This window comes from Streptomyces coryli (assembly GCF_011044975.1).
GTDB lineage: Bacteria > Actinomycetota > Actinomycetes > Streptomycetales > Streptomycetaceae > Streptomyces > Streptomyces coryli.
Map to the genome: position 1 here is coordinate 1 of NZ_JAAKZV010000145.1, position 20,167 is coordinate 20,167.

Sequence of the window (20,167 nt, forward strand, 5' to 3'; positions counted from 1 at the left end):
CGGCGGCACAGGGGGCGGGCCGGCCGGGTCGCTCCCGGAGCCCTGCACGCGGTCACCGTCATACGGCGCGTTCATCGCTACCCCACATCGTCATCGCGGCGGCCCGGCTCGTCCTTCAGCAGATGTGGCACGGGCGCTGTCACCGGTCCACCTTCTCACCCGCGCCGGAGGGGGCGCCGCTTTCGGGTCCGGTGTCGTCGTCGCCCGAGCCGTCGGAGCCGGGGTCCTCAGGACCTTCATCCTGCCGCGCCTCGGGCCCGCCCGCCTCCGGCCCGTCCTCCTCCGGCTCGGCGTCCTCCGCGGCGGCTCGGCGCTTGCGGGCCGTGTACATCCGCACGCCGGCGAGGACGAGCAGCAGGATGCCGACGCCGATGACGAGCAGCACGGTGGACGTGATGGAGGTGACCTCCACCGTGAAGGTCTTCGCCTCGCCGAAGGTCTGGCCGTCCGCGGTGTAGAGCTGCGCCTCGATCTCCACGGGGCCGTTGGCGAAGGCCTCGGTGTCGAACTTCACCGTGGTGCTGTGCCCGCCACCGACCTCGATCCACTGGCTCTTGCTGACATCGAGGCGCTTGGGGGACGAGGAGCGGAGCTCGAGGCGCAGCCCCTTCACGTCCTGCAGCAGCTTGTTCTGCACCGTGACCGGGATGGTGCCGCTGCGGCCGGAGAGGGTGAGGTCGGACTTGTCGACGAGCTGCACCTCGTTGGTCAGCTCCTTGAGATACTCGCTGACATTTTCCCGGTACGCGGTTGCGCCGTTCGGGTCCCCGCGCCACTGGTTGGACAGCTCGCGCAGTATGGCGGTGGTGAACGGTGTCACCACGCGGCCGGGGGCGTCCAGGATCTGCTGGAAGTCCTGGACCTTTCCCTGGGTCTCCTGGATCTGCTGGAAGGTCCTCGTGGGGATCTCCTGGCGGCGGAGATCGTTGGGGTACGCACTGGCGCCCGGCACCGTCCGGTTCGCCCTCGGGTCCGGCTCGGCCTTGGCGGCCCGGGCCAGGTTCTGCGGGTCGGTCCACAGGGAGTCGGACAGTCCGTCGACCGCGGCGGCCATCGTCTGCGCCTGGGAGGCGGTGGGGGTGCGCTGGGGGGCGACGACGATGCTGCGCTCCCGGTTGGGCTGCTGCAGCGTGATCATCTGGGTCTGTGCGAGGAACTCCTGCACCGCGACCGAGGACTCCTCGGCCTGGTTCATGTCGCCCTCGAAGAGGCGGGAGAGCCGGGAGTCGGCGACGACGGCGGTCCGGCCGCCGCCGATGGGCCGGGAGGCCGAGGGCGTGTAGGGGAGCCCGCCGGCCTCCTTCAGGCTGTCGCTGCGGGCGATGATGTTCCGGGCCCCGGCGGAGGTCGCGGTGTTCACGATGGCCGGGTCAATGGCGCCTTCCACCGGCCAGGCGAAGTCGGTGCGCGGTTTCACCCCGGGGAGAACTGTCTCGAAGGTGGTGGTGGCCATCTCGGTGGCGTTCTTGAGATGGTCCAGGGAGCCGGCGACCTTCTCGCCGTTATGGGCGAGCGAAGCCACATCGGTGTCCCCGAAGGGCAGTGCGACCACTTCCCGGCCGTCGAGGGCCTCCTCCAGCTGTGCGAGCCAGGCCTTGGCGACGGCCTGTCCCTTGCCCGGGACGGTCTTGCCGTCCTCGGTCTGCACGCTGTAGCCCTCCCGCATCGCGTCGACGCCGGCCAGCAGGTCGGGGTCGATGACCCAGGTGACGGGGAGATCCGCGCCGAGGGACACCAGCTGCTGCAGCCGGCCGCCCGGGCGCAGCTGGCGCTCCAGGGCGTCGCTCTTGAAGACCGGCGTCTGTTCGTCGTCCGCCTCCGTACGGGCGGTGAGGTGCGGCTCGGAGATCAGCGGCCACATGAAGGACAGGTTCGTCCGCTGCTCCCGGGCCGCCTCCTGCCATGGGAGGAAGGTGCGGTCGATGCCCACGACCCGCTGGTAGCCGCCGCCGGCAGGTGGAGCGCTGACGCTCGCGGCGAGCTGGTAGACGCCGCCGCGGTCGAGGCCCAGCTTGCCGACCGAGATGCGGATCTTGAAGGGCTCGCTGACGCCGGGAGCGAGACTGCCGACGTTCCTCTTGCTGCTCTCGATCTCCGTGCCGTCGGACTGCTGCGAGAAGCCGTTGCGCTCCCGCGCCTGCGCGATGGTGCTGCGGCTGTCGAGCGGCCCGACGACGCGCAGCGCCGCGTGCGCGTCGGTGATGGTCTCGGCGGTGCGGTTGGTGAGCTTGCCGGAGACCGTGACCGTGTCGCCCTCCGCGGGCACGGTGGGCGTCAGCTTGTCGATCGAGACGTCCACGGAGCGCGAGACCTCGCCCTGCGCCTGCGCGGGCGGGGCGGACGGCAGCTGGACGAGTCCGGCCAGGACAGCCAGCCCGAGGAGGACTGCGGCGGCCAGACGGCGGCGTGCCGTCCAGGGGCGGGCAGGCATGCCAGAGGTTCGCTGGGTCACTGCCTTGGCCACGCGTTCGCCCGTCCTCGTCGTTCGTCGGCCCTGACTGCGGCGGGTGCCGCGGGCCCCTTGGCCCCCTGATGGTAACGAGGTGGAGCGGTCGCGGGTGCCGGGGAGTGCTCGGCCCCGGTCGCGGACCCGTACCCTGTTCTGTTGTGCCGAACGTCCCGGAAACCCGCGAAGCCCAGCAGGCCCAGCTCAGCCATGCGCAGCGACAGGCGGTGAGCGAGTTGTTGCGTGTCTCACCCGTGGCCGACGACCTGGCCCGCCGCTTCAAAGAGGCCGGATTCACCCTCGCCCTGGTGGGCGGCTCGGTGCGTGACGCGCTGCTCGGGCGGCTCGGAAATGACCTGGATTTCACCACGGACGCCCGGCCCGAGGATGTCCTGGCCATCGTGCGGCCGTGGGCCGACGCCGTGTGGGAGGTCGGGATCGCCTTCGGCACCGTGGGGTGCCAGAAGGACGGCTATCAGATCGAGGTCACCACGTATCGCTCCGAGGCGTACGACCGGACCTCGCGGAAGCCCGAGGTGTCGTACGGCGAGACGATCGAGGACGACCTCGTCCGCCGCGACTTCACGGTCAACGCGATGGCAGTAGCACTGCCCGAAAAGGAGTTCATCGACCCGCACGACGGGCTGACGGATCTTGCTTCGAAGGTGCTGCGCACCCCCGGCACGCCGGAGGAGTCCTTCTCCGACGACCCGCTGCGGATGATGCGCGCCGCCCGCTTCGCGGCTCAGCTCGACTTCGAGGTCGCCCCCGAGGTAGTGGCGGCGATGACGGCCATGTCCGACCGTATCGACATCGTGTCGGCCGAACGGGTGCGTGATGAGCTGAACAAGCTCGTCCTCGGCGCCCATCCGCGCAAGGGCCTCACCCTGCTGGTGGAGTCCGGGCTGGCCGAGCGGGTGCTGCCGGAGCTGCCGGCCCTGCGGCTGGAGCGGGACGAGCACCACCGCCACAAGGACGTCTACGAGCACTCGCTGACCGTCCTGGAGCAGGCCATCGCGCTGGAGACCGACGGCCCTGACCTGATCCTGCGGCTGTCCGCGCTGCTGCATGACATCGGAAAGCCTAAGACCCGCCGCTTCGAGAGCGACGGCCGTGTCTCCTTCCACCACCACGAGGTGGTCGGCGCCAAGATGGCGAAGTCGCGGCTGGTGAAGCTGAAGTACTCCAATGACGAGATCAAGCAGATCACCAAGCTGATCGGGCTCCACCTGCGCTTCCACGGCTACGGCACCGGAGAGTGGACCGACTCCGCCGTCCGCCGTTACGTGCGCGACGCCGGTGACCAGCTGCAGCGGCTGCACAAGCTGACCCGTTCGGACTGCACGACGCGCAACAAGCGCAAGGCCAATGCCTTGCAGCGCGCCTATGACGGGCTGGAGGAGCGGATCGCCAAGCTGCAGGAGCAGGAGGAGCTGGACTCGATCCGTCCGGACCTCGACGGCAACGAGATCATGCAGGTTCTCGGGATCCGTCCGGGGCCCGAGGTCGGCAAGGCGTATCAGCATCTACTGGAGTTGCGGCTCGAGAACGGTCCGATGGCGCGGGACGAGGCCATCGCGCAGCTGAAGAAGTGGTGGGACGCGCAGCAGTAGGGCCAGAAGCCGTGTTTCACGTGAAACACGGCTCGGTTCCACGCACGCGCCTATGTTTCACGTGAAACGGCGTCCGGCCGCCACAGCGGATCCCGTTTCACGTGAAACATCGCCCATGAAACGGCCGCGTAGATCAGCGTCACCATGACCACGAGTCCCACGGACCGCCCATCCGCGGGCAGCAGCAGCGCGGCGACCCCTGCGGCGCCGACGAACGCGACGTTGAAGAGCATGTCGTAGAGCGAGAAGACCCGTCCCCGGAAGCCGTCGTCCACCGACGACTGCACCACCGTGTCCGTCGCGATCTTCGATCCCTGGGTGACCAGACCCAGCACAAAGGCGGCGACCAGTATCGGCTTGCGGTCGAAGGGCAGCGCCAGCGCCGGCAGCGCCACCGCGGCGATGGCCGCGCACAGCCCCATCCATCCCAGCCGCCCGAGACGGCTCACCATCCACGGCGTGATGACGGCCGCGATGAAGAATCCGGCCGCGGAGAGACCGACGGCGAAGCCGAGGAGCGCCAGCGCCTCCTTGTTGTTGTCCGTCCAGGCGTAGCGGCACAGCATCAGCACCATCACCAGCAGCCCGCCGTAGCAGAACCGCATCAGGGCCATGGCGCCGAGCGCCCGCGCCGCGACCGGACGCTCTGCGAGGTGCCGCACGCCCGCCACCAGCCCGCGTGCCGTGCTGGCGACGGCGGCGCGGAGCCGTGGCTGGACGAAGCCGGGATCGGGGCCGAGCAGCCCGGGGCGCATGCTCGTGGCCACCACCGCCGCGCACAGATACACGCCCGCCCCGACGATCACCGTCAGCGCGTCCGCCGCCCGGCCGTCGGGCCCGGCGAGTCGCACGATGAAGGCGACGCCGCCGCCCGCGGAGGCGGCGATGGTGCCGGCGGTGGGGGAGATCGAGTTGCCGAGGACGAGTTGCTCATCGGTGTCCACGACGCGTGGCAGCGCCGCGGAGAGCGCCGACAGCACGAAGCGGTTGATGGCCGTGACGGACAGCGCGGAGAGATAGAAGAGCCAGTCGGGTACGGAGACGAGGATCAGCGCCGCGGTGGCGCCGGCGAGCAGCGCCCGCAGCAGATTCCCGTAGAGGAGCACCTGGCGACGGCGCCAGCGGTCGAGCAGCACCCCGGCGAAGGGGCCGACGAGTGAGTACGGCAGCAGCAGCACCGCCATCGCCCAGGCGATCGCCGCCGGAGACGTCTCCTTCTCCGGCGAGAAGACCACATACGCCGCCAGCGCGACCTGGAAGATCCCGTCGGCGCCCTGCGACAGCAGCCGCACCGCGAGCAGCCTGCGGAAGCCGGGGAGGCTGCTGAGTCCGCGGAGATCGCGTACGACGGGCATGGCGCAAGCCAAACACACGAGGAGGCCCCGGGCAGCAGCCCGGGGCCTCCTCGTGTGATGCGGGGACTCAGCGGAGCGGTTAGCGCTCCACCTCGCCCTTGATGAACTTCTCGACGTTCTCACGGGCCTCGTCGTCGAAGTACTGCACCGGCGGGGACTTCATGAAGTACGAGGATGCGGAGAGGATCGGGCCGCCGATGCCCCGGTCCTTGGCGATCTTCGCGGCACGCAGCGCGTCGATGATGATGCCCGCGGAGTTCGGGGAGTCCCACACCTCGAGCTTGTACTCCAGGTTCAGCGGGACCTCACCGAAGGCGCGGCCCTCGAGGCGCACGTACGCCCACTTGCGGTCGTCCAGCCAGGCGACGTAGTCGGACGGGCCGATGTGCACATTGCCCTCGCCCAGCTCGCGGTCGCGGATCTGGGAGGTGACGGCCTGCGTCTTGGAGATCTTCTTGGACTCGAGGCGGTCGCGCTCGAGCATGTTCTTGAAGTCCATGTTGCCGCCGACGTTCAGCTGCATCGTGCGGTCCAGGACGACGCCCCGGTCCTCGAAGAGCTTCGCCATCACGCGGTGCGTGATCGTGGCGCCCACCTGGGACTTGATGTCGTCGCCGACGATCGGCACGCCCGCCTCGGTGAACTTGTCCGCCCACTCCTTCGTACCGGCGATGAAGACCGGAAGGGCGTTGACGAAGCCGACGCCGGCGTCGATGGCGCACTGGGCGTAGAACTTGGCGGCGTCCTCGGAGCCCACCGGCAGGTAGCAGACCAGCACGTCGGCCTGCGTGTCCTTGAGCGCCTTGACGACGTCGACCGGAGCCTCGTCCGACTGCTCGATGGTCTCGAGGTAGTACTTGCCGAGGCCGTCCAGCGTGTGGCCGCGCTGTACCTGCACGCCCGTGGTGGGCACGTCGCAGATCTTGATGGTGTTGTTCTCACTGGCGCCGATGGCGTCCGCCAGGTCGAGGCCGACCTTCTTGGCGTCGACGTCGAACGCGGCGACGAACTCGACGTCACTGATGTGGTAGTCGCCGAACTGGACGTGCATCAGGCCCGGGACCTTGGTGTCCGGGTCTGCGTCCTTGTAGAACTCGACGCCCTGCACCAGAGATGCGGCGCAGTTGCCCACGCCAACGATGGCTACACGAACCGAACCCATTGACGGTTGCTCCCTGTGTTTCGTAACGAAGCCCTGCAGAGTGCAGGGCCTCAGTTGGTGGTGTCGTCATCGGAGCCGGATCGACGCTGATCACGCCCCGCCCGCTCGCTCTCGATCAACTCATTCAGCCAGCGGACCTCGCGCTCCACTGACTCCATGCCATGCCGCTGCAGCTCGAGCGTGTAGTCGTCCAGCCGCTCCCGGGTACGGGCGAGCGAGACGCGCATCTTCTCCAGCCGCTCCTCGAGGCGGCTGCGCCGCCCTTCCAGGACACGCATCCGTACGTCCCGTGAGGTCTGGCCGAAGAAGGCGAAGCGCACGCCGAAGTGCTCGTCCTCCCAGGCGTCCGGGCCGGTCTGGGCGAGGAGCTCTTCGAAGTGCTCCTTCCCCTCGGCCGTCAGCCGGTAGACGATCTTGGCGCGCCGCCCCGCGAGGGGTGCCGCCAGGGCGTCCTCGGACGCCCCACCGGTCTCCTCTGTCAACCACCCCTGGCTGACGAGCGTCTTGAGGCAGGGATACAGGCTGCCGTAGCTGAACGCCCGGAAGACCCCGAGGGATGTGTTGAGCCGCTTGCGCAGCTCGTAACCGTGCATCGGGGACTCGCGCAGAAGGCCGAGGACCGCGAACTCGAGGACGCCTGAGCGTCGGCTCATCGCCGGTCCACCTCCCCTCCGCACGCCGGTCGCCGCTGGTGGAAGCGGCGCTTATGTCGAGCTGATGTATCGACTCGATACATCCAGACGATAGATCGGGCTCCCCGGGGCGGCAAGAGGGGGGTCGGTGAACGGATCTGTGAACGGCGTCACATCGCGTATCTCACCCCCCACGTTGTGACTGATTTGGGGTGAATCATTGGCTCTAAAGGTTTTGCGCGTGCGTACTCTGTTCGGCATGCCTGCCATTGGGAACCACGAGACTGCTGTGGACGTCCTCGTCCTCGGTACAGTGCGGCTGGTTGGCCATGGCCATGGCCTTGGCCTGTCGGTCGCCCTGGCCGCACTCGGGGGGACGACAAAGGCTGATCACGGCCGCCGGCACGAGCAGGCGTAGCCACCTGTCATAGGAGTAGTCCTTCCATGAGCGAGCACCGTCGCAAGCCGCCGAACGGCGGAGGCGCTGGAGGCAGGCGTCGCGCCGCGCCCCCGCGAGGCGGCAGCTACGGGGACGGCGTCCCCGGCGCCCCGGGCGGTCGCGCGGCGGCGCGCCGGGCGGCGATGGGCGGAGGCGGCGGCCGACGGCGCGCTGCGGGGCCCGGCGGCCCTGGCGGTGCCGGCATGGCCAGCCGTTCCGGCGGCTACGGCGGTGGTGGCGGTGGCGGAGGCCGCCGCGGCTACGGCGGTGGCCCTGGCGACTACGACGGGCCGCGGCCGCGTCGGCGTCGGCCTATGCCGCCGCCCAAGAAGCGGTTCATTGACTACCCGCGGTCGGACCGGGATGGTGCCGGGCGTTGGCTTCCTTCGTGGAAGCAGGTCCTGGGTATGTGCGTGCTGGGCCTTGGGCTGCTGGTCGGTGGCACCGGTATAGCGCTGGCCATGGTCGACATCCCGCAGGCGAATGACCTGGCGAAGCAGGAGACCAACGTCTACCAGTACTCGGACGGCACCCAGATGGTCGCCGCGGGCGGTGGCGAGGTCAACCGACAGGTCCTCGACATCGAGGACATCCCGAAGTCCATGCAGAATGCCACCATTGCTGCCGAGAACGAGACGTTCGAGAAGGACGCCGGCATCGACCCCATGGGCATCGCCCGTGCCGTGTTCAACATGGCCAAGGGCGGCGAGACCCAGGGCGGCTCGACCATCACCCAGCAGTACGTCAAGAACTACTACCTTGACCAGGAGCAGACGCTCACGCGTAAGGCACGCGAGCTCCTCGTCTCCATCAAGGTAGGCGCCAAGATGAGCAAGGACGACATCCTTGCCGGCTACCTCAACACCGCCTACTACGGCCGCGGCGCCTACGGCATCCAGGCCGCCGCGCAGGCGTACTTCAGCAAGCCCGCCAGCGAGCTGCAGCCGGACCAGAGCGCCTTCCTCGCCGCGGTCCTCAACGGGCCGAACTTCTATGACCCGGCCGGAGGTATGGGCACCGAGGCCACGCCCGACAAGAACCGGGACCGGGTGGAGACCCGCCAGCAGTGGATCCTCGACCGCATGGTCAAGACCAGCCGGTTGTCGGCCACCGACCGGGCGAAGTACGAGGGCAAGTTCCCGAAGGTCGACCAGCCGCACAAGGCCCGGAACCTGGACGGCCAGAAGGGCTACCTGGTCGACCTGGCGAACAACTACGTGACCGCCAACAACATCCTGACCAAGCAGCAGCTCGACCAGGGTGGCTACACGATCAAGACGACCTTCAGGAAGAAGGACGTCAACGCCCTGGCGAAGGCGGTCGAGGACTCCAAGAAGAAGAACATCGACCCGAAGAAGCGGCCGAAGTACGACAAGTACGTCCAGTACAGCGGCGCCTCCGTCGAGCCCAGAACCGGCGCTATCAAGGCGATCTACGGTGGCGCGGGCTTCAATAACCGGCACTACACCAACAACGCCGACTACACCGGTGTCCAGGTCGGTTCGACCTTCAAGCCGTTCGTGCTGGCCGCCGCCCTCGACAAGGGTGTGCTCAACCCCGACCTGGGGGCCGACCAGGCCGACTCCGAGCGCACCCCGGTCTCCTTGAGCAGTGTGTTCAACGGCAACAACAAGGTGACCCTCCGGAACTTCGACGGGACCGTCTGGAAGGACGAGAAGACCGGCAAGATCTGGAAGCAGAAGAACGACGGCGGTGAGGACAAGGGGATGGTCAATCTCCGCACCGCCATGCAGTACTCGGTGAACACCCCGTTCATCCAGCTCGGCATGAACGTCGGCCTTCAGCAGGTCAAGGAGGCCGCGGTGGACGCGGGCCTCAGCGACGACCAGTTCGCCGGCCTGTCGCCGACCTTCTCGCTCGGCACCTCGGCACCGAGCGCGATCCGGATGGCCGGCGCGTACGCCACCTTCGCGGCGAGCGGCGTGCAGGCCGACCCGTATTCGGTCGAAGAGGTCAAGCAGGGCGACGCCAGCATCTACAAGCACGAGAAGAAGAACGAGACGGCCTTCGACCCCAAGGTCGCCGACAACGTCACCAGCTCGCTGCAGACCGTCGCCGAGAAGGGCACCGGTTCGTACGCGGGCGACAACCTCGGCCGCCCGGTGGCCGGCAAGACCGGTACCACCGACGAGAACCGGTCGGCCTGGTTCGTCGGTTACACGCCGCAGCTGTCCACCTCGATCGGCATGTACCGGCTCGACCCGGACGCCAAGGGGCAGAAGAAGTTCCTGTCCATGCGCGGTGTCGGCGGGCAGGAGTCGATCCACGGTGCCTCGTACCCGACCGAGATCTGGACGGCGTACATGAAGAAGGCGCTGGAGGGCAAGGAGATCAAGCAGTTCCCGGTCGCCCCGCCCATCGGCGAGAAGGTCTACGGCCACGGCGCCAGCCCGAGCCCGACCCCGACGCCGACGCAGCCGACCGAGCAGCCGACCGACCAGCCGTCGGGCAGGCCGACCGACGAGCCGACGGATCCGGGCGGCGGCAAGCCGACCGAGTCGTGCGATCCGTTCGACCCGACCTGCCAGACGGACACCGGCGGTGAGACCGGTGGCGATACGGGCGGCGATACCGGCGGCGGATTCCCGTCACCGTCGGAGAGCGGCGACCTCAGTACCGGAGGCAACGGGAACGGCAACGGCGGCAATAACGGCGGGCTCTTCCCGTAGTACTGAAGCCGCGAGCACGCAAGGCAGCCCCCGCACCATCACGATCGGTGCGGGGGCTGCTTCGTGTCCGGGGCGCTTGCGGCAGGATGGGCGGCATGAGCAGCGCGCGGGAGGATACGGATACGAAGCGCCGGCCGGGTCAGGGTGCCGACGTGGTGCGGCCCACCTCGCAGGACGAGGTCGCGGCCGCGGGCAGCGAGCTGATCGGCGGGCCGGCCGGGCGGCGGGCGGTCACCGGGCGGTCCTGGTGGACGCCGGTACGGGTGGTGGCGCTGCTGGCGATCGGGATGTTCGCGCTCGGCATGGTGCAGAAGTTCCCGTGCTACGACGGCGCCTGGTTCTCCGGCGCGGGCGGGCAGTACACGCGCCTGTGCTACTCCGACATCCCGCATCTGTATGCCGGGCGCGGCTTCGCCGACGACCTGGTGCCGTACTTCGACCGGATCCCGGACGACGTTTCCGGCGGGATGAGCTTCCTCGAATACCCGGTGCTCACCGGCCTCTTCATGGAGATCGCCTCCTGGCTGACGCCGCACGGCTCGGACATGGTGCATCGCGAGCAGGTCTACTGGCTGGTCAACTCCGGCATGCTGATGATCTGTGTCGCCGTGCTGGCGGTGTGCGTGGTCCGTACGCACGCGCGCCGGCCGTGGGACGGGCTGCTGGTCGCGCTCGCGCCCGCGCTGGCGCTGACCGCCACCATCAACTGGGACCTGCTCGCCGTGGCGCTCACCGCCGCGGCGATGCTGGCGTGGTCGCGCAGCCGGCCCGGGGTGGCCGGGGTGCTGCTGGGGCTGGCGACGGCCGCCAAGCTGTATCCGGTGCTGCTGCTCGGGCCGCTGCTGGTGCTGTGCTGGCGGGCGGGGCGGATGCGCGCCTTCTGGGCCGCTACGGGCGGCGCGGTGGCGTCATGGCTCGTGGTGAACGTGCCGGTGATGCTCTTCGCCTGGGAGGGGTGGGCGAAGTTCTACACCTTCAGCCAGGAGCGGGGCGTCGACTTCGGATCGTTCTGGCTGATCATTTCGCAGCGGACGGGGAAGTCGCTCGACGACGCGAATACGTACGCGATGCTGCTGGTGCTGATCGGCTGCGTGGCGATCGGGGCGCTGGCGCTGTACGCGCCGCGGCGGCCGCGCTTCGCGCAGCTGGCGTTCCTGGTCGTGGCGCTCTTCATCCTCACGAACAAGGTCTATTCGCCGCAGTACGTGCTGTGGCTGCTGCCGCTCGCCGCGCTGGCCCGGCCGCGGTGGCGGGACTTCCTGATCTGGCAGGCGGCGGAGGTCGCGTATTTCGCCGGTATCTGGCTCTACCTGGCGCAGACTTCGGGCGGCGACAACGCCAAGGGCCTGCCCGAGGAGGGCTACCACCTCGCCATCGCGGCGCATCTGCTCGGGACGCTGTATCTCTGCGCGGTCGTGGTGCGCGACGTGATAATGCCGGAGCGCGATCCGGTCCGCCGGGCCGGCGACGACGACCCGGGCGGCGGCATCCTGGACCGGGCCCCCGACGTCCGGGTGCTCGGGCATCAGCCGAGCGGGCGGCATGCGGTGCGGTACGGGGAAGGGACCGGGCCGGGGCCGTACGACGGGCCGCATGAGGGGCACTACGTGCAGTGGGGAGTCGCGGGCGGCGGCGGGACGCCGGCCGCGGGCCGCGGCACGCCGCACGCCCCGTAGGAGACCGGCAGCGCCTCAGCGCCCGGCCGCGCGCCCCGTAAGAGACCGGCAGCGCCTCTGTGCCAGGCCCGCCTCCGGCCGCCTCAGCGCCCGGCCGCGCGCCCCCGCGCCTCAGCGCCTCAGCGCTCGACCACCCGGTCCGGCATCGTCGTCGTGTGCCGCAGCTGGGCGGGGAGTTCGTCGCCGACGACCGGCGGGGCCGTGTCCGCGGGCAGGAAGAGGATCGAGACCTGCATGTGCGGCGGCTCGGCGAACCAGCGCTGCTTGCCCTGCCACAGGAACGGCGACAGGTTGCGGTTCACCGTGGCCAGGCCGGCCCGCGCCACGCCCTTCGCCCGCGGCATCACGCCATGCAGCGCCTTCGGGGACTCCAGGCCCACGCCGTGCGATGTGCCGCCCGCCACCACGACCAGGTGGCCGTCGCCGGAGGACTTCTGCTGGCGATAGCCGAAGCGTTCGCCCTTGGCGACCGGGGTGACGTCCAGGACGGTGCCGCGATACTCCGTGGCCTCGTGGTCGCCGAGCCACAGCCGGGTGCCGATGCGGGTGCGGAAGTTGGTCTGCGGGAACTGCTGCCGCAGCCGCGCCAGCTCCTCCGCGGAGACATGGCTGACGTACATGGTGTGCAGCGGCAGCCGGGCCGCGCGCAGCCGGTCCATCCAGGTGATGACCTCTTCGACCGCGTCCGTGCCGTCCGTACGGTCCAGGGGCAGGTGGACCGCGAAGCCCTCCAGCTTCACGTCGTCCAGCACGCCGTGCAGCTTCGGGAGGTCCTCCTCCTTCACGCCATGCCGGCGGATGGAGCTCATCACCTCGATGACGACGCGGGCACCCACCAGCCGGCTGACGCCGTCGACCGACGCGACCGTGCGGATGACCCGGGTCGGCAGCGGCACCGGCTCCTCGGTGAGCTGGTACGGCGTCAGCACCATCAGGTCGCCGCCGAAATAGTCCTTGGTCTGGGCGGCCTCGTAGACCGTGCCGACCGCGAGGACGTCGGCGCCGAAGCCGGACGCCTCGGCGGCCAGCCGCTCATGGCCGAAGCCATAGCCATTGCCCTTGCAGACCGGGACGATCCCCGGGAACTGCTGCAGCACCTGCTGCTGGTGGCCGCGCCAGCGCGCGGTGTCGATATAGAGGGTGAGCGCCATCGCCTGGCCCGGGACCTTTCGTCAGTCGGCGGCCGCGGTCAGCGGCGGGACATGTAGATGTCGAGTGCCTTGTGCAGAAGCTTGTTGAGCGGGAAATCCCATTCGCCGAGATACTCGGCGGCCTCGCCGCCCGTGCCCACCTTGAACTGGATGAGGCCGAAGAGGTGGTCGGACTCGTCCAGGGTGTCGCTGATACCCCGCAGGTCATAGACCTTCGCGCCCATCGTGTACGCGTCCTGGAGCATCCGCCACTGCATGGCGTTGGACGGCCGGACCTCGCGCTTGTGGTTGGCGGAGGCGCCGTACGAATACCAGACGTGGCCGCCGACGACGAGCATGGTGGCCGCCGCGACGTTCTCGCCCTCGTGCCGCGCGAAGTACATCCGCATGGTGCCGGGCACCTCGCCGTTCAGCGCCTTCCACATGCGCTCGAAGTACGCCTGCGGGCGCGGGCGGAACTGGTCGCGCTCGGCCGTGATCTCGTACAGCCGCTGCCACTCGGCGAAGTCCTCGAGGCCGCCCTCGACGACCTCGACGCTCGCCTTGTCGGCCTTCTTGATGTTCCGCCGCCAGAGCTGGTTGAAGCTCTTGAGGACGTCCTCGAGGGAGCGGTCGGCCAGCGGCACCTGGAAGACATAGCGCGGCTGCACATCGCCGAAGCCGGCGCCGCCGTCCTCGCCCTGCTGCCAGCCCATCCGCCGCAGCCGGTCGGCGACCTCAAAGGCACGGGGCTCTATAACGTCGGCCTCGACGTCCCGCAGCCGCTTCACGTCCGGGTCGGCGATGCCCTTCTTGATGGATGCGGCGCTCCAGCGGCGGATGACCACCGGCGGGCCCATCTTCACGGAGAAGGCGCCGCGGGACTTCAGGTGCGCGAGCATGGGCTCGAGCCACTCCGCCAGATTCGGCGCGTACCAGTCGATGACCGGGCCCTCGGGCAGATACGCCAGATAGCGCTTGACCTTCGGCAGCTGCCGGTAGAGCACCAGCCCCGCGCCGACCTGCTCGCCCGTGCGGTCGTCGAACCAGCCGATGCTCTCCGCACGCCACTCCGCCTTCACGTCCCCCCAGGCGGGCACCTGACAGTGGCTGGCCGCGGGCAGGCTCTGGATGTACGCCAGATGCTCCTCGCGGCTGATGGTCCTCAGGGTCAGGCTCATGCGGGGCGCTCCTCGTGCGCAGCGGGCAGTCTGCTTTCCGTCGGAAGCCTACTGCGGTCACGCACACGCCCGCCGTCCCCCTGTGGACAACTCAACACAGGGGGACGGAGGAGCCCGAACGGGTGAACCCGTGCGATGCCGGCCGAGGACGGCTAGCCGACGATGCCGCCGAGCAGCCCGCCGCGGGCCATGCCGAGGAAGAAGCCGAGGGCCGCCGCGCCCAGCGCGATGATCACCACGAACCGCTCCCGCGTCGTGGCGGAGATCATCTGGCCCCAGGCACCCGTGACGATGCCGACCAGGCCGGTCCACGAGGCGAGGACATGCAGGCCGCTGAAGAAGGACGTGACCAGCGCGATCGCGCCCAGCAGGACCGTGAGGCCGATCAGGATGTCCTGGGTGGTGTGCCGCTCGCCGTCGCTGGCGAAGAGTCCGATGCCCTGCTGTCCGCGTGCTACCTGTGCCATCTGGCACCTCCAGGCCGTGAGGCTGCGGCGTGAGGGGGGCCGGCGCGGCCCTGGTGGCAGCGTGACGCCGCTCACACCCGATGTGTACAGATTGCCGGGAATGGGGGGCGGATTTCAACCGGAAGGGGTGGGCCAGGTAGTCTGGACGGTCTGCATCGGTATTTACCCAGGCCAGAGCAGCTCCCCAGACATCCCCTGTGGATAACCCGGGGGTGTGTCAGTGCCAGGCGCTACCGTTGCGACGCAGAGAAAGACCCTCCTGCCACGGAAAGACCGTGGCCGCTGTAGTCCAGAGGAGGTGGGTTCACACATGCGTCATTACGAGGTAATGGTCATCCTCGACCCGGATCTCGAGGAGCGCGCTGTCTCCCCGCTGATCGAGTCCTTCATGTCCGTGGTGCGTGACGCCAAGGGCAAGGTGGAGAAGGTCGACACCTGGGGCCGTCGTCGTCTCGCGTACGAGATCAACAAGAAGCCCGAGGGCATCTACTCGGTCATCGACCTGCAGGCCGAGCCTGCGGTCGTCAAGGAGCTCGACCGTCAGATGAACCTCAACGAGTCGGTCCTGAGGACCAAGGTCCTCCGCCCCGAGACCCACTGAACGGGTCTTCAAGGGCGAACGGACCCGAGTAGCACCAAGCCACACGAGCCGTTCCACGCCCGCAAGCCGTAAGCAAGACTGCGAGAGGTCAAGATCATGGCAGGCGAGACCGTCATCACCGTCGTCGGGAACCTGACCGATGACCCCGAGCTGCGCTTCACCCCGTCCGGCGCGGCCGTCGCGAACTTCACGATCGCGTCGACCCCCCGGACGTTCGACCGGCAGACGAACGAGTGGAAGGACGGCGACGCGCTGTTCCTCCGCGCGTCGATCTGGCGCCAGGCGGCGGAGAACGTCGCCGAGTCGCTGACGCGCGGCACGCGCGTCGTCGCTCAGGGACGGCTGCGGCAGCGTTCGTACGAAACCCAGCAGGGTGAGAAGCGAACGGTCGTCGAGCTCGAGGTCGATGAGATCGGCCCCGCGCTGCGCTACGCCACCGCCAAGGTCACCAAGGCCAGCCGCGGCAGCGGACAGGGCGGCGGCGGAGGGTTCGGCGGCGGCCAGCAGGGTGGCGGCGGTCAGGGCGGCGGCTGGGGTGGAAACTCCGGCGGCGGCCAGCCGCAGGGCGGAGCCCCCGCGGGCGACCCCTGGGCGACCGGCGCACCGGCCGGCGGCGGCCAGCAGGGCGGCGGCGGTGGCGGCGGCTGGGGTGGAAACTCCGGCGGCGGCGGTGGCTACTCGGACGAGCCGCCCTTCTAAGGGCAGCTCTCCCACCACTTCTTGAATCAAGTACTGGAGAAAGACAATGGCTAAGCCGCCTCCGCGCAAGCCGAAGAAGAAGGTTTGCGCGTTCTGCAAGGACAAGGTCGCATACGTCGACTACAAGGACACGAACCTGCTGCGGAAGTTCATCTCCGACCGCGGCAAGATCCGTGCCCGCCGGGTCACCGGCAACTGCACCCAGCACCAGCGTGACGTCGCCACGGCTGTCAAGAACAGCCGTGAGATGGCGCTGCTGCCCTACACCTCGACTGCTCGATAAGGGAAGGGTGACGACAGCATGAAGATCATCCTCACCCACGAGGTCACCGGTCTCGGTGGCCCCGGCGACGTCGTCGAGGTCAAGGACGGCTACGCCCGCAACTACCTGGTCCCGCGGAACTTCGCGATCCGCTGGACCCGTGGTGGCGAGAAGGACGTCGAGCAGATCCGCCGCGGCCGCAAGATCCGTGAGATCGCCTCGGTCGAGCAGGCCAACACGGTCAAGGGCGAGCTCGAGGGCGTCAAGGTCCGCCTGACCACCCGCGCCGGCAACGGCGGCCGCCTCTTCGGCGCCGTCACCCCGGCCGACATCGCCTCGGCGATCAAGGCCGCGGGCGGTCCGGACGTGGACAAGCGCCGCATCGAGGTCGGTTCGCCGATCAAGACCCTCGGCTCGCACGAGGTGTCGGTGCGCCTGCACCCCGAGGTCTCGGCGAAGCTCAACGTCGAGGTTCAGGGCGCCTGACGCGATAGCGCTGCGCCGCCAGGCACAGCTGAAAGAGGGCCATCCCCGTCAAGGGGGTGGCCCTCTTGCGCTACCTAGGCGCGGTTGAGTACTTCCGCGCATACCGGCCCCCGACGGCCCACCGCCAAGGTGTTCGCATGACGAGCATCGTGCGCCAATCGATACTGCGGCCGATCAGTGCCGGTCTCACCGGGCTGCACCGGCTCTACGGCCTGCACCCCGCCTCCTGGCGGCTGATGGCCCGCAACTACCGCCCCTGGATGGGCCGCTTCGCCCGCCTGCACGCCTGGATGACCTGCCATACCGCCGCGGCCGACGTGCCCGCGTACGCCGATCACCTGCGCCGCAACAGCCACCGCTTCACCTGGCGGAAGCTCAGCAGCTATCCGGCGACCGCCAAGGAGACGTACGTCAAGGCCTATCCAGAGGACGAGCGCTGCTGGAAGGGCCGTATCGAAATCGCCGGCAGCGTCGTCGACGAGTCCTCCGGCTCCTCCGGCACCCCGTACAACTGGGTCCGCTCCAAGCGCGAACTGCACACCGTGCACCGCAACGTCGCCGGCTACACCACGCTCGTCTTCCCCTCGAAGCGCCTCTTCGTCCTCAACGCCTACTCCATGGGCGCCTGGGCCACCGGCACCAACACCGGCATCGCCATGTCCCGCATCGCCACCGTCAAGAACACCGGCCCGGACATCGACAAGATCATCGACACGCTGCGCCACTTCGGCCCGCGCTACGACTACCTCGTCACCGCCTACCCGCCGTTCCTCAAGCACCTCCGCGACCGCCTCGCCCGCGAGCACTGGTTCGTCACCGGCGACTACCGCCTCGCCGCCATGGTCGGCGGCGAAGGCATGACCGAGGCACTCCGCGACCACGTCGGCGACGTCTTCGGCAAGGTCCGCTCCGGCTACGGCGCCTCCGACCTCACCATCGGCATGGGCGGCGAAACCACCTTCACCGTCTGGCTGCGCCGCCTGATGCGCGACGACCCAGAGGTCCGCGCCGCCTTCCTCGGCGACGGCGAACAGCGGCTGCCCATGGTCTTCCAGTACAACCCGCTCGAGACCTACCTGGAGACGACGGACGACGGCGAGCTGCTCTGCACCATCAACTCCACCGCCGTCATGGCCCCCAAACTCCGCTACAACATCGGCGACGAGGCCGCGCTGCTCACCTTCCCCGACGTCTGGCGCACCCTCGAGCGGCTGGCGCACACCCGTCCTGGCCTGCTCGCCCGTGCCCGCGCCGCCGCCGACCGCGAACGCATGCGGCTCCCCCTGCTCTTCCTCTACGGCCGCGCCGACTCGACCGTCTCGTACATGGGCGCCAACATCTATCCCCAGGACGTGGAGTACGGCCTCTACGACGGCAACCCGCACGCCGCCCGTATCGAGAGCTTCTGCCTCGCCCTCGACGAGCGCCAGGACCTGGAGGCCCACCCGGTCGTCCACGTCCAGCTCCGCCCCGACGCGCACACCGCACCCGGCCTCGACACCGACCAGCTCGCCGCCCACTGCCGCGACGGCATCCTGCGCCACCTGGCCTCCTGCAGCCGCGACTTCGCCCAATCGCTCACCGAAGCCGAGTCCGCGGGCGCCGCGGCGGGCCAACTCGACGTACGCGTACACCCGTACGGCAGCGGCCCCTTCGCCACCACCTCAAAAAAGATCAAGAACACCTACCTGATACCTGCCGAGCGGAAGGCGGCCTGACCCCATGCGCAGCACCGACTTCTCCCGCACCCCCGCCCCCGGCAACGCCGGCGCCCTCTTCGTCGGCGCCACCCGCTACCGCGGCCCGCTCGCCCTTCTCTCCCTCGCCCCGCGCTGGCGCCGCCTCGTCCGCGAAATGCAGCGCATGCGCGGCTATGTCTGGCACCGCGTCTACTGGCGCCCGCCCTTCACCCTCGGCACCATCGCCTTCTTCACCGACCGCGACGAACTGCAGAAATTCGCCCGCACCTCCGCCCACCACGACCTCATGTGCTGGCTCACCGACCACGGCACCAAACGCGCCACCGGCGGCTACATCCGCATCTACACCGCCGACCCGCACGGCTACACCAACGGCATCTGGCGCGCCGAAGACGGCCGCCTCGGCCACATCGACACCTTCACGCCGCTCACGACCGAGCGCCGCACCCGGCCCGTACGGCACCGGAGCACGACATGACGACCACGACGACCAGCACCGGAACCACCCGCGTCACCACCCGCGCCCAGCTCCGCGCCTTCCTCGACCTGCCGCGCCAGCTGCACCCCCGCGACCGCTACGTGCCGATCCCGCACCCGCAGATCCGCGCCTGGCACCGCACCGGCGCCGCCGAACTCCACCTCGCCCACGACGCCTCCGGCCGCGCCACCGGCCGCATCTGCCTGCACCGGAACGACGCCTTCGACGCCAAACGGGGCGCGCGCCACCAGCTCTTCGGCCTGACGGAATTCACCGACGCCGAAACCGCCGGCCGCCTCTTCGCCCTGGCCGAACGCCACGCAGCGGCCGCCGGCGCCGACCGCCTCTTCGGCCCCGTCTCCCTCCTCCCCAACGAAACCGGCGGCGTCATCACCTCCGGCCACGACCACCGCGGCTTCGTCGACTCCGCCTGGAACCCGGCCCACTACCCGGCCGCCTACGCCGAACACGGCTTCACCCAGGCCTACCCCTCCGACACCTGGATCTGCGACCGCATCCAGCAGACCGACCCCGACGCCGCCTACCCCTTCGACGACACCCGCCTCACCACCGAAGGCCTCCGCATCCACCACGGCTCCCGCCGCCGCCTCACCGAACAACTCCCGCTGCTCCGCACCATGCTCAACGCCTCCTTCGCCCAACTCGGCTACTACACCCACCTCTCCGCCGCCCAACTCGCCGCCCAGACCGACGGCCTCACCCACCTCCTGGACGAACGACTCCTCCTCTACCTGACCAAGGACGACACCCCCATCGCCTTCGTCCTCGCCCTCCCCGACATCTCCGCCTTCCTGATGCGAACGGGCGGCCGCCTGACCCTCGCGGACCAACTGCACCTCCTCGCCACCCGCCACCACCACCGGCGCGAAGCCGTCCTCATCGTCAAAGGCACCATCCCCCAGCACCAAGGCCACGGCTACCTCACACTGCTCTCCCGCGAACTCCACCGCGGCCTGCGCACCGGCGGCTACGAAACCCTCCGCTCCACCTTCGTCGAGCGCACCAACCCCGCCTCGGCCGCCTCGTACCGCCCCATCGGCGGCCGCCCGCTGCACGGATACGCCTTCTACGAGAAACGGCTCACCCCATGACCCCGGGCTGGACCACCGCGCTACGCGACCTGGAACCC

The 20,167-nt window shown here is 69.4% G+C and carries 17 protein-coding genes; 10 read left to right on the plus strand and 7 right to left on the minus strand.

The window, feature by feature from the left end; all coding sequences use genetic code 11:
* Positions 1-139: 139 nt before the first annotated feature.
* Positions 140-2,431 (minus strand): DUF6049 family protein, encoded by a 2,292-nt coding sequence (locus G5C51_RS26695; protein WP_165240773.1) that lies wholly within the window; start codon positions 2,429-2,431, stop codon positions 140-142.
* A gap of 101 nt (positions 2,432-2,532) precedes the next feature.
* Between G5C51_RS26695 and G5C51_RS26700 the strand changes: the two genes are divergently transcribed.
* A complete protein-coding gene (locus G5C51_RS26700; RefSeq protein ID WP_165240774.1) occupies positions 2,533-4,059 on the plus strand; it encodes a CCA tRNA nucleotidyltransferase in 1,527 nt (508 codons plus the stop codon).
* Between the two features lie 50 nt (positions 4,060-4,109).
* Here G5C51_RS26700 and G5C51_RS26705 read toward each other — a convergent pair whose 3' ends face one another.
* The 3 genes from G5C51_RS26705 to G5C51_RS26715 all read right to left on the minus strand — a co-directional run bounded on the left by G5C51_RS26705 (position 4,110) and on the right by G5C51_RS26715 (position 7,229).
* Entirely contained in the window at positions 4,110-5,414 is a 1,305-nt protein-coding gene (locus tag G5C51_RS26705; RefSeq protein WP_165240775.1) for an MFS transporter, read from the minus strand.
* Positions 5,415-5,493: 79 nt separating this feature from the next.
* Positions 5,494-6,576, minus strand: coding sequence for an inositol-3-phosphate synthase (locus G5C51_RS26710; RefSeq protein WP_165240776.1), 1,083 nt, complete (start codon positions 6,574-6,576; stop codon positions 5,494-5,496).
* Between the two features lie 50 nt (positions 6,577-6,626).
* Positions 6,627-7,229: a PadR family transcriptional regulator gene (locus tag G5C51_RS26715; RefSeq protein WP_165240777.1), complete on the minus strand. Its 603-nt coding sequence runs from the start codon at positions 7,227-7,229 to the stop codon at positions 6,627-6,629.
* Between the two features lie 423 nt (positions 7,230-7,652).
* Here G5C51_RS26715 and G5C51_RS26720 point away from each other — a divergent pair, with 423 nt between their 5' ends.
* Both G5C51_RS26720 and G5C51_RS26725 read left to right on the plus strand, forming a co-directional pair.
* Positions 7,653-10,337: a transglycosylase domain-containing protein gene (locus G5C51_RS26720; RefSeq protein WP_165240778.1), complete on the plus strand. Its 2,685-nt coding sequence runs from the start codon at positions 7,653-7,655 to the stop codon at positions 10,335-10,337.
* A gap of 95 nt (positions 10,338-10,432) precedes the next feature.
* A complete protein-coding gene (locus G5C51_RS26725) occupies positions 10,433-12,013 on the plus strand; it encodes a glycosyltransferase family 87 protein (protein ID WP_165240779.1) in 1,581 nt (526 codons plus the stop codon).
* Positions 12,014-12,132: 119 nt separating this feature from the next.
* On the opposite strand, the gene G5C51_RS26730 is transcribed toward G5C51_RS26725, so the two are convergent.
* From G5C51_RS26730 to G5C51_RS26740, 3 genes are all read right to left on the minus strand, one after another.
* Positions 12,133-13,164, minus strand: a complete 1,032-nt coding sequence (locus G5C51_RS26730) for an alanine racemase (protein ID WP_165240780.1) — start codon at positions 13,162-13,164, stop codon at positions 12,133-12,135.
* Between the two features lie 38 nt (positions 13,165-13,202).
* A complete protein-coding gene (locus G5C51_RS26735) occupies positions 13,203-14,324 on the minus strand; it encodes a lipid II:glycine glycyltransferase FemX (protein WP_165240781.1) in 1,122 nt (373 codons plus the stop codon).
* A gap of 152 nt (positions 14,325-14,476) precedes the next feature.
* The gene (locus G5C51_RS26740) at positions 14,477-14,791 is read right to left on the minus strand and encodes a hypothetical protein (RefSeq protein ID WP_165240782.1); all 315 of its coding nucleotides are present in this window, start codon (positions 14,789-14,791) and stop codon (positions 14,477-14,479) included.
* A gap of 310 nt (positions 14,792-15,101) precedes the next feature.
* Here G5C51_RS26740 and rpsF point away from each other — a divergent pair, with 310 nt between their 5' ends.
* The 7 genes from rpsF to G5C51_RS26775 all read left to right on the plus strand — a co-directional run bounded on the left by rpsF (position 15,102) and on the right by G5C51_RS26775 (position 20,129).
* Positions 15,102-15,392 carry a 30S ribosomal protein S6 gene (gene rpsF / locus G5C51_RS26745; RefSeq protein ID WP_165240783.1) on the plus strand — a complete coding sequence of 97 codons (291 nt, stop codon included), beginning with the start codon at positions 15,102-15,104 and terminating at the stop codon, positions 15,390-15,392.
* Between the two features lie 96 nt (positions 15,393-15,488).
* On the plus strand, positions 15,489-16,091 hold the full coding sequence (locus tag G5C51_RS26750; RefSeq protein WP_165240784.1) for a single-stranded DNA-binding protein: 603 nt from the start codon (positions 15,489-15,491) through the stop codon (positions 16,089-16,091).
* Between the two features lie 46 nt (positions 16,092-16,137).
* Complete coding sequence (rpsR, locus tag G5C51_RS26755) at positions 16,138-16,374, plus strand: 30S ribosomal protein S18 (RefSeq protein WP_165240785.1); 237 nt, start codon at positions 16,138-16,140, stop codon at positions 16,372-16,374.
* 18 nt (positions 16,375-16,392) lie between these two features.
* The gene (gene rplI, locus G5C51_RS26760; protein ID WP_165240786.1) at positions 16,393-16,839 is read left to right on the plus strand and encodes a 50S ribosomal protein L9; all 447 of its coding nucleotides are present in this window, start codon (positions 16,393-16,395) and stop codon (positions 16,837-16,839) included.
* Positions 16,840-16,976: 137 nt separating this feature from the next.
* Positions 16,977-18,557 carry a phenylacetate--CoA ligase family protein gene (locus G5C51_RS26765; RefSeq protein WP_165240787.1) on the plus strand — a complete coding sequence of 527 codons (1,581 nt, stop codon included), beginning with the start codon at positions 16,977-16,979 and terminating at the stop codon, positions 18,555-18,557.
* A 4-nt stretch (positions 18,558-18,561) separates the two neighbouring features.
* Entirely contained in the window at positions 18,562-19,017 is a 456-nt protein-coding gene (locus G5C51_RS26770; RefSeq protein ID WP_165240788.1) for a DUF4188 domain-containing protein, read from the plus strand.
* Positions 19,014-20,129: a GNAT family N-acetyltransferase gene (locus tag G5C51_RS26775; protein WP_165240789.1), complete on the plus strand. Its 1,116-nt coding sequence runs from the start codon at positions 19,014-19,016 to the stop codon at positions 20,127-20,129. The genes G5C51_RS26770 and G5C51_RS26775 overlap by 4 nt, the downstream gene beginning before the upstream one ends.
* Positions 20,130-20,167 lie beyond the last annotated feature (38 nt).